The sequence below is a fragment of the Azospirillum sp. TSH58 genome, assembly GCF_003119115.1.
Classification (GTDB): Bacteria; Pseudomonadota; Alphaproteobacteria; order Azospirillales; family Azospirillaceae; genus Azospirillum.
In genome coordinates this window covers 1440001-1453112 of sequence record NZ_CP022364.1, presented here as the reverse complement: position 1 = coordinate 1453112, position 13112 = coordinate 1440001, and the positions used below count along the sequence as shown (strand labels likewise).

Sequence of the window (13112 nt, the reverse complement as noted above, 5' to 3'; positions counted from 1 at the left end):
ATGGGGGCGGCGGTTCGTTCCGCCGCCCCTTTTTCATGCCCGCGCCAATCATTGTTTTGAGTAGACACAATTCGTGTACGGACATGCGGCACGTTGCCGCGCGACACGCCTGTCACTGGTATCACCAGAGCGGGGCGTGTAACTGTCATTTTGCATCAAGGCATTAGCCAAAATATTAGAACTTCGATAAGGGAGAAGTGCGATGTCCATGCGTGCTGCCGTGTCCTTCGCGGCCATGCTGGCGGCCTCCGTCGCCACCTTCGGCGCACCCGCTTTCGCCGCCGGCGAACCGATTTCGCCCATCGAGCCGGCGAAGATCACCAATCCCGGATTGGTTGAACTCGGCAAGAAGCTCTACTTCGATCCCCGGCTGTCCAAGTCCGGCTTCATCTCCTGCAACTCGTGCCACAACCTGTCCATGGGCGGCACCGACAACCTGAAGACCTCCATCGGCCACAACTGGCAGCAGGGTCCGATCAATTCGCCGACCGTGCTGAACTCCAGCCTGAACGTCGCGCAGTTCTGGGACGGCCGCGCGCTGACTCTGCAGGAGCAGGCCGGCGGCCCGATCGCCAACCCCGGCGAGATGGGCTCCACCCACGCCCTGGCGGTCGAGGTGCTGCGCTCCATCCCCGAATACCAGAAGGAGTTCGCCGACGTCTTCGGCGAGACCACGATCACCATCGAGGAGGTGACCAAGGCCATCGCCGCCTTCGAGGAGACGCTGGTCACCCCGAACTCCCGTTTCGACCAGTGGCTGAAGGGCGACAAGAAGGCCCTGACCACCGTCGAGCTGGAAGGCTACGAGCTGTTCAAGGACTCGGGCTGCACCGCCTGCCACAACGGCTCGGCCGTCGGCGGCAACACCTTCCAGAAGATGGGCGTGGTCGAGCCCTACAAGACCAACAACCCCGCCGAGGGCCGCATCGCGGTGACCAAGGAGGAGGCCGACCGCTTCAACTTCAAGGTTCCGACGCTGCGCAACGTCGCGCTGACCTACCCCTACTTCCACGACGGCGAGGCCGCGACCCTGTCCGACGCGGTGGACGTCATGGGCCGCATCCAGTTGGGCAAGAAGTTCTCGACCGACGAGAACGCGAAGATCGTTGCCTTCCTGAAGACGCTGACCGGTGACCAGCCGAGCTTCGCTCTGCCGATCCTGCCGCCGTCCACGGACAAGACGCCGAAGCCGCATCCCTTCGACTGACGGGGTTGGGGGTTGGATGGGGCCGGGCGTCGTTGGGGCAGCCCGGCCCCATTCCTTTTTTGAGGATGGTTGCAGGGTATCGCCATGCGGTGGGGATGGATGCGGACGGGCGGCTTCGGGGCGCTCGCTCTGGCCGGTCTGGTGGGCGTCGTCGTGGGGGTGGTCGGCTGGGGCGGCTTCAACACCGCCATGGAGGCCACCAACAGCATGGAATTCTGCATCTCCTGCCACGAGATGCGCGACACCGTCTACGTCGAGTACAAGACCTCGCCGCACTACCAAAACGCCTCCGGCGTGCGGGCGACCTGCGCCGACTGCCACGTCCCGCGCGACTGGACGCACAAGGTGATCCGCAAGGTGCAGGCGTCCGGCGAGCTGTACCACTGGCTCATCGGCTCCATCGACAGCAAGGAGAAATTCGCGGCCAAGCGCCACACGCTGGCGCGCCGCGAATGGGACCGCATGCGGGCCACCGACAGCCAGGAATGCCGCAACTGCCATTCCTTCGGCGCCATGGACTTCCACAAGCAGACGCCGAAGGCGGCCAGCGCCATGGAAGGGGCGGAGAAAGCCGGCAAGACCTGCATCGACTGCCACAAGGGCATCGCCCACCGCTTCCCCGACGTCACCGCCGGTCATCGCCAAATTCTCGCCGGCCTGTCGGACCGGGCGAAGTCGCTGGCCCTCAAGCCCGGCGACACCGCCTACGCCCTGACCAGCCTCGCCCTCCACACCGCGCCACCGGTCCCAGGGGCCGCCGGGGACGGCGAGATCGCCGCGGCGACGCCGGTGACGATCCTGGCGGCGGAGGGCGGCGCCCTGCGGGTGGCGATCACCGGCTGGCAGCGCGGCAGCTCCACCCAGACGCTCTACGCCCAACCGGGCAAGCGCATCACCACGGTCAAGCTGAACGCGGCGGCCGTGGAGCACGCGGCGGCGCTGCGCAGCGTCACCGATCCCGAGACCGAACAGGAATGGACGGAGGTCCGCCTGACCGCCTGGACCGGCGCCGGCGGCTATGTGGCCACGCTCGGCGCGCTGTGGGATTACGGCGCGCGGGTCTATGACGCCAACTGCTCGCTCTGCCACACGCTGCACCCGCCGGGCGACTTCGACGCGAACGCCTGGATCGGCAAGATGAACGCCATGAAGCGGCTGACCCGGCTGGACGAGGAGGAGGGCCGCCTGCTGCTGACCTATCTGCAGAGCCATGCGAAGGACGGCGCGCGATGATCGCTGCGGCGAGAACCCGAAGCTGCTAAGAGGGGTTTTCTACCACGGGACGGCGTTGAACGCGCCGCGCCCGACGGCAGACGACCACTTGAGAAAGAGGACCCCCGCGATGTCGACTCTGCACAAACAAGCCATGGAAGCGGTGCTTCAGGCCGCCTCTCACGACATCGTCGGCACGCTCCAGGAGCGTGGCGTCACCGACAAGCACAGCGAGGAGGGCGACCTCGCCGTTCTCGACGTCGCGATCCTGCACGCCTACCGCATCTTCATGCGGATCTGCGAGGAGAACGGGCTGGAGGTGGACGCGGGCTATTTCGCCGACATGGCCAACGACCTTGCCGACGAGGTGGCCCAGGAGGACGACGCGGACTGATCCGGTCCCGCGCCGCCGATCCGCTTCTTGAGTGCCCCGGTCCCGTCCCGGCTCGCCGCTTCACGGCGGCGGCCCGGACGGGACCGGTAAACCTTCCTCACCCCTCGGGGGACCCGATGACCGACGCCCCTGACACCTTCTCTCCTGACGTTTTCTCTCCTGACGTTGCGATCATCGGCGCCGGCCCGGCCGGGCTGATGGCGGCGGAGGTCATCGCCGCCGCGGGCCGCTCGGTCGCCGTCTATGAACGGATGCCCACCCCGGCGCGCAAGCTGCTGCTGGCCGGGCGCGGCGGGCTGAACCTGACCCATTCCGAAGCGTTGGACGCCTTCACCGCCCGCTACGGCGCGCAGGCGCCGCTGTTCGCCGAGCTGCTGGCCGGTTTCTCCCCGGCCGATCTGCGCGACTGGGCGGCAGGGCTGGGGATCGAGACCTTCGTCGGCTCCAGCGGGCGCGTCTTCCCGGTGCAGATGAAGGCCTCCACCCTGGTGCGGGCGTGGCTGCGCCGGCTGGAGGGGCTGGGCGTCACCCTGCACACCCGCCACCGCTGGCTCGGCTGGGATGCTGACGGCGCGCTGCGTTTCCAGCGCGGCGACGGCAGCGAGACCACCGTTACCCCGCGCACCACCCTGCTGGCGCTGGGCGGGGCGAGCTGGCCGCGCACCGGCTCCGACGGCGCCTGGACCGACCTGCTGGCGGCGCGCGGGGTGGACATCGCGCCGCTGCGCCCCTCCAACATGGGTTTCGAGGTGCCCTGGTCCGATCACCTGCGCGAGCGCTTCGCCGGCCAGCCGGTCAAGAGCGTCGGCCTCGCCTTCGGCGACCGGCGGCTGAAGGGCGAGTTCGTCATCACCGAGACGGGCATCGAGGGCGGCGCCGTCTACGCGCTGAGCGCCCCCTTGCGCGACGCCATCGAGCGCGAGGGCTGGGCCGCCCTGACCATCGACCTGATGCCGGACCTGCCGGAGTCGGCGATCGCCAAACGGCTGCGCCGCCGCGGCGCGGAGTCGCTGTCCACCTTCCTGAAGAAGGCGCTGTCGCTGACCGGCCCGCGCACCGCCCTGCTGCGCGAGTTCACCCCGGCGTCGGAGCTGTCCGACCCGGCGGCGCTGGCCCGCCACATCAAGGGCCTGTCGATGGTGTTGACCGGCGTGCGGCCGATCGAGCGCGCCATCTCCACCGCCGGCGGCGTCCGGCTGGCGGAGATGGACAATTCTCTGATGCTGACCCGCCTGCCGGGCACCTTCGTCGCCGGGGAGATGGTGGATTGGGAGGCGCCGACCGGCGGCTACCTCCTCCAGGGCTGCTTCGCCATGGGGACGCGGGTGGGGAAGGGCGTGCTGGGGTATCTGGGGGGGTGATGAACCCTCTTTTCCTTCTCCCCCCTGGGGAGAAGGTCAGGATGAGGGGGCGCCGAAGGCGACCCGCGTTGCTGAACGATAGTTTTCCTCCGCCCTGCCGGGCGTAAATCCCCCTCACCCAACCCTCTCCCCAGGGGGGCGAGGGCTTTTCACCGCACAGGGTTGCCGTAGTCGTACTGCACCTGGGGCGCGCTGCCCTTGCCGGTCAGGCTTTCGATCAGCGAGCCGATGCCGGAGGCCACGCCGCCGCCCGACGAACCGCCCGACGAACCACCCGACGACCCGCGCACCGGGGCCGCCGCCGGGGTGGCGCGGGCGGGTTCGGCGATGCCGCCGGAGGCGACATAGGCGGGGGCGCCCTCCATCCCCGGCAGGGGGCGGGGCGGGCGTCCGGCGTGGGCGTCCAGCATGAAGCCCTGCCACAGCTTGGCCGGCAGCGAGCCGCCGGTGACCCGCTTCATCTCGGCGTTGTTGTCGTTGCCCAGCCACACCCCGGCGACGAGGTCGGCGGTGAAGCCGACGAACCAGGCGTCGCGGTAATCCTGGGTGGTACCCGACTTGGCCGCCGCGGGGCGGTCGAGCTTGGCCGACTTGCCGGTGCCGTACTCGATGACGCCGGTCATCATGCGGGTGAGCTGCACCGCGTGCGCCGGGTCGACCACGGGAACGGAGCCGCCGGCCTGCCGCCGGTACAGGACGTTGCCGTCGCGGTCCCTGATCTCGGTGATGGCGTAGGGCCAGACCGGAGCGCCGCGGTTGGCGATGCCGGCGTAGCCGCGGGTCAGCTCCAGCAGGTTGACCTCGCTGGTGCCGAGCGCCAGGGACAGGTCCTTGCCCAGGGGCGAGTTGATGCCCAGCCCCGCCGCCACCCGGCGCACCCGCTCCACCCCGATGCGGTCGATGATGCGCACGGTCGCGGTGTTGGACGAATGGGCCAGCGCGTTGGCCATGGTGATGGTGCCGCGGAACTTGCCGTCGTAGTTGCCGGGGCTCCAGCCGCCGATGCGGACCGGGGCGTCCTCGACCGGGCTGTCGGGCGACCAGCCGGCCTCCAGCGCCGCCAGATAGACGAAGGGCTTGAAGGCCGAACCCGGCTGGCGCATCGCCTGGGTGGCGCGGTTGAACTCGCTGCTGTCGTAGTCCCGCCCGCCGACCAGGGCGCGCACCGCGCCGTCGGTGGTCATGGCGACCAGCGCGCCCTGGCGGGCGTTGGCGGCGGCACCGGGGCCGGACAGGATCTCCTCCAGCCGCTGCTCCGCCGCGCGCTGCAGCTTGAGGTCCAGCGTCGTGCGCACCACCACGTCGCCGTGGCCGGAGCCGACGAAGGCGGAGACCAGCTCCGTCACCCAATCCGCGAAATAGCGCCCGTCGCCGCCCGGCTTGCGCTTGGCAGACGGCGGGGCGTTGCGCGCCGCCTCCAGCTCCTGCGCGGTGATGAAGCCGGTGTCCACCATGGCGCCCATCACGACGCGCGACCGCTCCGCCGCCTCGTCCGGGTTGGAGGACGGGGCGTAGCGCGAGGGCGCCTTCAGCAGGCCGGCGATGATCGCCGATTCCCGCAGGTCGAGCTGGGTCGCCGGCTTGCCGAAATAGGTGCGCGCCGCCGCGTCCACGCCGAAGGTGCCCGCCCCCAGATAGACGCGGTTCAGATAGGCGGTGAGGATCTGGTCCTTGGTGAAGCGGTGCTCCAGCCACAGCGCCAGCATGGCTTCCTGGATCTTGCGCTTCAGCGACTTCTCGGGCGTCAGGAACAGGTTCTTGGCGAGCTGCTGGGTGATGGTGGAGCCGCCCTGCGCCGAGCGCCCCGACCGCCAGTTGACGTAGAGCGCGCGGGCCAGACCGATGGGGTCGACGCCGAAATGCGAGTAGAAGCGGCGGTCCTCGATGGCCAGCACGGCGTTGATCAGATGCGGCGGCAGGTCGCGCACGCCCAGCGTCGTGCCGTGCAGGTCGCCGAAGCGCGCGAACTCCGCCCCGTCCGCCGCCAGCACGGTGACCGAGGCGCGCCGTTCGAACTGCGCGACCTTGGAGATGTCCGGCAGGTCCAGCGCGAACCAGGCCAGCACCGCGCCCAGCGCGATGCCGCACCACACCCCGGCGACCGTCCCGGCATAGACCAGCGTGCCGAGGATCGTCCGCCGCCCGCCGCCGCCGCCTCTGGCCGCTTTCGGGGCGGCCTTCCGCGGCGGCGGGGCGGGCTTGCGCGGCTTCTCGGCTTTCGGTTTCTCGGGCTTGGTCGGTTTCTCGGGCTTGGTCGGCTTCTCCGGCTTGGCCGCGCGCTTGGGCAGGCGGGGGCGCAGCGCCGGCTCCTCCCCGCGCGTCTGGATGGGGCGCGGCCCCGCAAAGAGTTCGCCCGGTCGATCGTTGCTCACGGCGCGGTCGCGGCCCCCAAGAAATCCATGCCCGATGTAATCTGTGATGGAAAGCTATACGCCGCCGCCCCGTTGCGACGAAAGAGCGCCCTCGAAAGAGATAAGATTTGTCTTAGCACCGTTGCAGATGGATGACGGGGGTGGAAGAAAAGCCGCCGCGGACTGTTGTTTCCTTGAATAAGCGTTGACGCAGCGGAGAGCCTGTTCATGTCGAAGCCCCTGACCGTTTCCATTCCCCACAAGCTGGGCCGGGACGAGGCGAAACGGCGCGTGGCGGAGGGGGTGGGGCAGGCCCGCTCCCACCTCGCCGCGGTCGCCAGCAGCATGGACGACCACTGGACCGACGACCGCGTGGATTTCCGCGTGGTGGCGATGGCCCAGACCGTCACCGGCTTCATCGACGTGCAGGACGACAGCGTCACCGTGGAGGTGCAGCTTCCCTGGGCGCTCGGTCTGCTGGCCAACACGGTGAAGGACCGGCTTCAGAGCAAGGGCACGCTGCTGCTGGAGAAGAAATAGCTGCCCCTATTCCGGCTTGCCGATCAGCCCGTGCTTCTTCAGAAGCCCGCGAAGCTGGTGGTAGCCGAGCCCCAGCGCCTCGGCAGTCTGGCGCTGGTTGAAGCGGTTGCGCTCCAGCGCCGTCTCCAGCAACCCGGACTCGAAGCGCCGGACCTGGTCCTGGAAGTCCCCGGTCGGACGTGGCGGCGCTTCCTCCTCCGCAACGGGTGAAGGGGGAGGCGTGGCGGGCGCGGCCGGTCGCCAGGCGGAGGCGAAGGGGTCGAGCAGGATCTCCTCCACCGGCCCCTCCGGGTCGGACGCGGCGACGGAGCGCTCCACCGCGTTGCGCAGCTCGCGCACGTTGCCCGGCCAGCCATGGTCCAGGAGCTGCTCCAGAGCCCGCGGGGCGAAGCCGGGGAACAGGGCGCGCTCCAGCTCCCGCACCATGCCCAGCGCGAAATGCTCGGCCAGGATGGGGATGTCCTCCCGCCGGACGCGCAGCGGCGGCAGGGTCACCACGTCGAAGGCCAGCCGGTCCAGCAGGTCGGCGCGGAACAGCCCGGCCTCGGCCAGCGCCGGCAGGTCGGCGTTGGTCGCCCCGATCACCCGCACGTCGACGGTCTGGGTCCGCCCGCCGACCCGCTCGATCTCGCCATACTCCACGGCGCGCAGCAGCTTTTCCTGAACGGCGGGGCTGGCCGTGGCGATCTCGTCCAGGAACAGCGTGCCGCCGTCGGCCTGCTCCACCCGCCCGATCTGCCGCCGGATCGCCCCGGTGAAGGCCCCGGCCTCGTGCCCGAACAGTTCGGAATCGAGAAGGCTCTCGGTCAGCGCGGCGCAGTTCACCTTCACGAAGGGGCGGTCCCAGCGCCGGGACAGATAGTGCAGGCGGGCGGCGATCAGCTCCTTGCCGGTCCCGCGCTCCCCGATGACCAGCAACGGGCGCTCCAGCGGCGCCACGCGGGAGACGTGGGCGAGGACCGCGTGGAAGGCCGGGGACTCCCCGAGCAGGGAGGGTGGATTGGGCTGCATGGTCGGAATGGCGAAGAGTTGGCGGATTTCGTCATTCTATCGCGCAAATGGCGACGCTCCAACCCCGGTGTCCGATCGCGCGCTCCAGGAAATCCAAGGCTTCGCGGGGATTCCCGGCTTTGGCACGGCCATTGCGAAGACGGGGGCCAAACAAGGAGACCCGCATGAGCCACTACAGCGACTACCACCGCCGCTACACCCGCGAGGCCCGTCCGCTGGCGGCGCGCATCCGGACCTACCTGACCTCCCGCCCGACCGAAAGCTGGGCGTTCTTCGCCGCCGGCCTGCTGATCGCGACGATCCTCGGCTGACGAAGACCAAGCCCGACCCTGAGCGACCAACCATAAGCGTCAAACGAGGGACACATCCCCATGAGCATCTTTTCGCGCCTGACCGACATCGTGCAGTCCAACCTCAACTCCCTGCTCGACCGCGCGGAGGACCCGGAGAAGCTGATCCGGCTGATCATCCAGGAGATGGAGGACACGCTGGTCGAGGTGCGCTCCTCCACGGTGAAGATCATCGCCGAGCGCAAGGAGATCGAGCGCCGCATCGCCGACCTGCACCGCGAGCGCGACTCCTGGGACCGCAAGGCCGAGACCGCCCTGACCCACGACCGCGAGGACCTCGCCAAGCAGGCGCTGATGGCCAAGTCGCGCGCCGCCGAGGAGGCCGACGTCCTGACCGCCCAGCTCGCCCAGGTCGAGGAGGCGCTGTCCAAGTCCAACGAGGACATCGGCCACCTGCAGGCCAAGCTGACCGACGCCAAGAACCGCGAGAAGGCGCTGGTCGCCCGCACCAAGACGGCGGTCAACCGCGTGCGCGTCCGCTCCACCCTGCATGACGAGCGGATCAACGACGCCTTCTCCCGCTTCGAGCAGGTGGAGCGCAACCTCGACGAGCTGGAGGGCCGCGTGGAGGCCTTCGACGTGGGCCGCACCAAGACGCTGACCGAGGAGATCGCGGAGCTGGAGGCCGACAAGAAGGTCCAGGACGAGCTGGCCGCGCTGAAGGCCCGCGTCGCTGCGCGCCGGGGAAGCTGATCCCACACCGGCGCCAACACCGCGGTCGCGACGCCGGCTGTGGGTGTTGAGCCCCCTCTCCCGCCGTCCGGCGGGGGAGGGGTTCCCCAAACAACAAGAAAGGCCGTCCCCTGATGAGCGGTTTCAGCTTCGTCCTCGCGGTGCTCTTCATGACCGTGGTGGCACCGCTTTGGATCATCTTCCACTACATCACCAAATGGCGCGGGCAGCGCGGTCTGTCGGCCCAGGACGAGCAGCTTCTGGCCGAGCTGTGGGACATCTCGAACCGCCTGGAGGGCCGCATCCACGCGCTGGAACGGGTGCTCGACGCGGAGTCCCCCAATTGGCGCGACAAGCTCTGAGCGCGCCGCATTCCACGATCATTCCGACCTGACGGGAGCCCGACGATGGACCGTTCTTCGCCCTACGACTCGCCCAACCCGCACCGGCTCTTCCGCGATCCGCAGCGTGGCGTGGTGGGGGGCGTGTGCGCCGGGATCGCCGATTACTTCGGGTTCAAGCCCGGACTCGTGCGGCTGGCCCTGGTGCTGGGCCTGTTCTTCTTCATGCCGCCGGTGATCCTCGCCTATGTGATCGCGATGCTGGTCCTGCCGGTCAAGCCGCCGGCGGTCTACCGCAACCCGGACGAGGAGGCGTTCTGGCGCGGCGTGTCGATCAAGCCCGACCGCACCCTGGCCGGTTTGACGCAACGCTTCCGCGATTTCGAAAAGCGCGTAGGGAACCTGGAAGCGCACGTCGCTTCCAAAGAGTACGAACTCAACCGCGCGATCCGGGATCTGGACCGCTGACGGCAGCCCCGGAGCGCCTCCGGGGCAAAGCCGCCGCCTGACCGCAGCGCCGCGCGTTTCGCGGCGCCGGACGATCAGCGCCGACGGCGGTTCCGGCTGCGCACGCGCACCGGCTTCATGGCCGGGCGGGCGGCAGCGAGACCGGCGAGGGCCGCAGCCATCGCCCCAACGAGCACGACCAGATCGAGATCCATCATGGCTCCTCCGCTTGACCCGATCAGAATGACGCAACTGTGAAGGACATGGTAGCGAAAAGAGGTGACAGCAACCGTCCGTCCGGCAGATGACCGCCACCGGGGCTCCCCCAAACGGGGAGGCCTATCCGTCCGGGGCCTCAATCGAGGTAAGGCTTCACCGAAAGAATGGAGAAGCCCTTGTGCTCCGGATAGCGGGCGTTGGTCTTCTCCCGAACCTTCGCCTCGTCCAGTCCCCAGACCAGGAAGCGGCGCCCCCTCTTCCAGCGATCCAGCGCCGTCTTCTCCAGGCCGCCGGTGACGCGCCCCCCATAGTCGGCGTGGGCCACCGTCACCACCCATCCGGCATCCACCGGTGTCCGCCGGTCATCCAGGACATAGACGCGCCGGTCCACCGCGCCCGCCGCCGTCAGCCGCTGTTCCAGCTCCTCGCAGGCCAGCTCGATGGAGTCCTTGCGACGCCGCGCGGCGCGCAGCTCGCGCGCCTGGCCCAGCGTGGCGCGGGCGACGCGCCGGAGGCGCTCCAGCTGGGCCTGCCGGCGGGCCGCGGCGCTGGCGATGCGGTCCTCCGCCGTCCGGAGCTGCCGCCGCGCCGACAGGAGCGAGACCGCCAGCGTCGCCACGCCGACCAGCGCGGAGAAGAGATAGGGCATCGACGGATGGCCCATGGCGCCCTCAACTCGCCTTCGCCAGGGGAATGGCGCCGGTCGGCGCGGTATCGCCCGGGCTTGCGCCCGTCCCGCCGGCCTTGACCGGATTGCCCCGCGGCGCCTCCTGAATCCGCAGCACCACATAGCCGAAGGCGGGCGGGTAGCGCCGCTCGATCTCGGCGCGGGCCACCGGCATGGTGCGCGCCCACACCTCGACCGTCTGGGGTCGCGCCCAGCCGGAGTCGATGAAGGCGTGCTGCGTCTGCTGGTTGGCGCCATTGCCGATATATTTGTTCGCGACCTGGGCGATGTAGCAGGGGGTGCCGGCGACCTCCTCGCCGACCAGCCGCAGGATGTCGTCGCCGCGGTGCTGAAGATCGCGCAGGCGCCGTTCCAGCGCCTGACGGCGGCACAGGGCGTCGCCGACCTCCTTTTCGGCCTTGCGCAGCTCGACGATGCGCTGCGACCTGCGCGCCTCGAACCCGGCCTCCAGCTTGGCGCGGCGGGCGATGGTGTCGCGCAGGCTGCCCGTGCCGAGCCGCCGCTCGATCGCGCGCTCGCCCAGCAGGACCGCCGCCTTGCCGATGCCGAAGCCCAGCCCGGCCAAGGCGAGCGCCAGGAACAGCGCCTGACCATAATCGTTCCACATGGCTGAGACCCTGAAACGGCCGAAACCGTGAAAGTCCGAAAGGAACCGGAGCGGGACCGGCCCGGTGGCCGTTCGCCGCCGCCGTCGTCTCACGGTGCCGAGAATGGATGAGCGGTAATCCACGCTCCCTGGGCCTTCAACGCCAAAGTGTGGAGCGGGTGAAGTTTGCAAATTTTGTTCAGGCCGGAGAAATTTTCGGATCCGGTCTGTTTTCGTGCCGTGCGCAAACGGCAAGGATGCGGTTTCGTTGTTTCACGATCCGCGCCGGGACACGGCGGCGCCGGGTCAGGAACAAGCCGGCGAGCCGGGCTCGTCCGCCATGCACACGCGGTTCCGACCGGCCAGCTTGGCCTCATAGAGCGCGGCGTCGGCGCGGCGCAGGGTCAGCTCGATGGAGGGTTCCGCGGCATTCCATTCGGCCACGCCCAGGCTGGCGGTGATGGGGATGGCCCGGCCGTCGGTCACCACCGGGCGTCCGGCGATGGCGGCCCGCACCCGCTCGGCCACGATGCGCGCCCCGGCAAGGTCGGTTTCCGGCAGCAGGGCGACGAACTCCTCCCCGCCGAAGCGGGCGATCTGGTCGGAGGTGCGCAGGGCCTCGCGGGCGCGGACCACCGCCGTGCGCAGCGCCTCGTCCCCGGCGGCGTGGCCGTGGCCGTCGTTGACCGCCTTGAAATTGTCGAGGTCGAGCAGGATCACGCTCAGCCGCCGCCCGTGCCGAAGCGCCCGCCCCAGCTCCGCCGCGGCGAGGTCCAGGAAATGCCGGCGGTTCCACACGGCGGTCAGCGGATCGACGGTGGCCAGCCGCTCCAGCTTGGCGTTCGCCGCCTCCAGCGCGCGGGTGCGTTCGGCGACGCGGGCCTCCAGCGTCTCGTTGGCCTCGCGCAGCCGCTCATAGAGGCTGACGTTGGCGAAGCTGATGGCGATCTTCGAGGCGAACACCTCGACCAGCCCGCGGTCCACCTCGTCCAGGGGACGGTCGGTGTGAATCCAGGCCGCCACCTCGTGCCCGTCCGGCACACGGATGAACAGGGTCGTCTCGTTGGTGCCGTAATGGCTCCGGCGGTTGCGGAAGGCGTCGGTGATGCGGCCGGCAAGCGCCGGCGGAAGCGCCGTTCCCGGAGCCACGACCCCGGCCGGCGACGCCGTCTGCCCGGCCGCCTCGGCGTAGCAGCCGGCCCCGGCCAGCACATAGAAGGCGCCGTCCGGGAGCGGCCGGCCGGCCGCGCCGCGCTGGGCGCACAGGATGGCGTCGGGCTTCACCCGCAGGAAGGCGGAAAGCTGGGTCAGCACCCCGGCCGCGAATTGCTGCATGCAGCGCAGCTCGAACAGGCGGTCGGTGGACTGGATGATCTGCTGAAGCCCGCGGCGGTTGGTCTCCAGCGCCACGATGTCGGCGTAGGCGCGCAGGGCCGCGACGACGGAGGTGAACAGCTTCTTCGCGGTCAGCTCCGCCTTGGACTTGTAGTCGTTGATGTCGTAGGCGAGGACCACGTCCTCCTCCGGCGCCTGTCCCGGCTGGCCGGTGCGCAGGATGATGCGGATGGCGTGGTTGTTCAGCTCCTCGCGGATGGTGCGGACCAGCCGCAGGCCGGCGTCGTCCGTCTCCATCACCACGTCCAGCAGGATGATGGCGACGTTGGGGGTGCAGCGCAGGATGGCCGCGGCCTCGCCGGCCGACAGGGCGCTGACGAGCGACAGCCGCCGCCCCT

At 69.7% G+C, this 13112-nt stretch carries 15 protein-coding genes (1 of these 15 running past the window's edge); 9 read left to right on the top strand and 6 right to left on the bottom strand.

The window, feature by feature from the left end; translation table 11 throughout:
• The first annotated feature begins 202 nt into the window (after positions 1-202).
• From TSH58p_RS10415 to TSH58p_RS10400, 4 genes are all read left to right on the top strand, one after another.
• A complete protein-coding gene (locus TSH58p_RS10415) occupies positions 203-1207 on the top strand; it encodes a cytochrome-c peroxidase (RefSeq protein ID WP_282183604.1) in 1005 nt (334 codons plus the stop codon).
• Between the two features lie 84 nt (positions 1208-1291).
• Positions 1292-2440: a NapC/NirT family cytochrome c gene (locus TSH58p_RS10410; protein ID WP_109067664.1), complete on the top strand. Its 1149-nt coding sequence runs from the start codon at positions 1292-1294 to the stop codon at positions 2438-2440.
• A 109-nt stretch (positions 2441-2549) separates the two neighbouring features.
• Positions 2550-2813 carry a hypothetical protein gene (locus TSH58p_RS10405; RefSeq protein WP_035670820.1) on the top strand — a complete coding sequence of 88 codons (264 nt, stop codon included), beginning with the start codon at positions 2550-2552 and terminating at the stop codon, positions 2811-2813.
• A 116-nt stretch (positions 2814-2929) separates the two neighbouring features.
• Positions 2930-4174, top strand: a complete 1245-nt coding sequence (locus tag TSH58p_RS10400; protein WP_109067665.1) for a TIGR03862 family flavoprotein — start codon at positions 2930-2932, stop codon at positions 4172-4174.
• A gap of 149 nt (positions 4175-4323) precedes the next feature.
• On the opposite strand, the gene TSH58p_RS10395 is transcribed toward TSH58p_RS10400, so the two are convergent.
• Entirely contained in the window at positions 4324-6546 is a 2223-nt protein-coding gene (locus TSH58p_RS10395; protein WP_109067666.1) for a transglycosylase domain-containing protein, read from the bottom strand.
• 207 nt (positions 6547-6753) lie between these two features.
• On the opposite strand from TSH58p_RS10395, the gene TSH58p_RS10390 reads away from it, so the two are divergent.
• Positions 6754-7065 (top strand): polyhydroxyalkanoic acid system family protein, encoded by a 312-nt coding sequence (locus tag TSH58p_RS10390; protein WP_109067667.1) that lies wholly within the window; start codon positions 6754-6756, stop codon positions 7063-7065.
• 6 nt (positions 7066-7071) lie between these two features.
• Here TSH58p_RS10390 and pspF read toward each other — a convergent pair whose 3' ends face one another.
• On the bottom strand, positions 7072-8076 hold the full coding sequence (gene pspF, locus TSH58p_RS10385; protein ID WP_109067668.1) for a phage shock protein operon transcriptional activator: 1005 nt from the start codon (positions 8074-8076) through the stop codon (positions 7072-7074).
• Positions 8077-8240: 164 nt separating this feature from the next.
• Between pspF and TSH58p_RS33615 the strand changes: the two genes are divergently transcribed.
• The 4 genes from TSH58p_RS33615 (at position 8241) to pspC (ending at position 9907) form a co-directional block, all read left to right on the top strand.
• Entirely contained in the window at positions 8241-8387 is a 147-nt protein-coding gene (locus TSH58p_RS33615; protein ID WP_014239099.1) for a hypothetical protein, read from the top strand.
• Between the two features lie 60 nt (positions 8388-8447).
• Entirely contained in the window at positions 8448-9119 is a 672-nt protein-coding gene (gene pspA, locus TSH58p_RS10380) for a phage shock protein PspA (protein WP_109067669.1), read from the top strand.
• A 113-nt stretch (positions 9120-9232) separates the two neighbouring features.
• The gene (gene pspB / locus TSH58p_RS10375; protein ID WP_109067670.1) at positions 9233-9460 is read left to right on the top strand and encodes an envelope stress response membrane protein PspB; all 228 of its coding nucleotides are present in this window, start codon (positions 9233-9235) and stop codon (positions 9458-9460) included.
• 45 nt (positions 9461-9505) lie between these two features.
• A complete protein-coding gene (gene pspC / locus TSH58p_RS10370) occupies positions 9506-9907 on the top strand; it encodes an envelope stress response membrane protein PspC (RefSeq protein ID WP_109067671.1) in 402 nt (133 codons plus the stop codon).
• 74 nt (positions 9908-9981) lie between these two features.
• Here pspC and TSH58p_RS34425 read toward each other — a convergent pair whose 3' ends face one another.
• The 4 genes from TSH58p_RS34425 to TSH58p_RS10355 all read right to left on the bottom strand — a co-directional run.
• The gene (locus TSH58p_RS34425) at positions 9982-10104 is read right to left on the bottom strand and encodes a hypothetical protein (RefSeq protein ID WP_014239103.1); all 123 of its coding nucleotides are present in this window, start codon (positions 10102-10104) and stop codon (positions 9982-9984) included.
• 137 nt (positions 10105-10241) lie between these two features.
• Positions 10242-10769 carry a hypothetical protein gene (locus TSH58p_RS10365; RefSeq protein WP_109067672.1) on the bottom strand — a complete coding sequence of 176 codons (528 nt, stop codon included), beginning with the start codon at positions 10767-10769 and terminating at the stop codon, positions 10242-10244.
• A 7-nt stretch (positions 10770-10776) separates the two neighbouring features.
• Entirely contained in the window at positions 10777-11400 is a 624-nt protein-coding gene (locus tag TSH58p_RS10360) for a hypothetical protein (RefSeq protein ID WP_199229996.1), read from the bottom strand.
• Positions 11401-11685: 285 nt separating this feature from the next.
• A protein-coding gene (locus tag TSH58p_RS10355) for a diguanylate cyclase (RefSeq protein ID WP_109067673.1) crosses the window boundary here: on the bottom strand, positions 11686-13112 show its 3' portion. Its footprint extends 142 nt past the window's final position; 1427 of the gene's 1569 nt are visible here — the last part of the coding sequence; its start codon lies beyond the right edge, outside the window — the gene reads right to left on this strand; its stop codon occupies positions 11686-11688.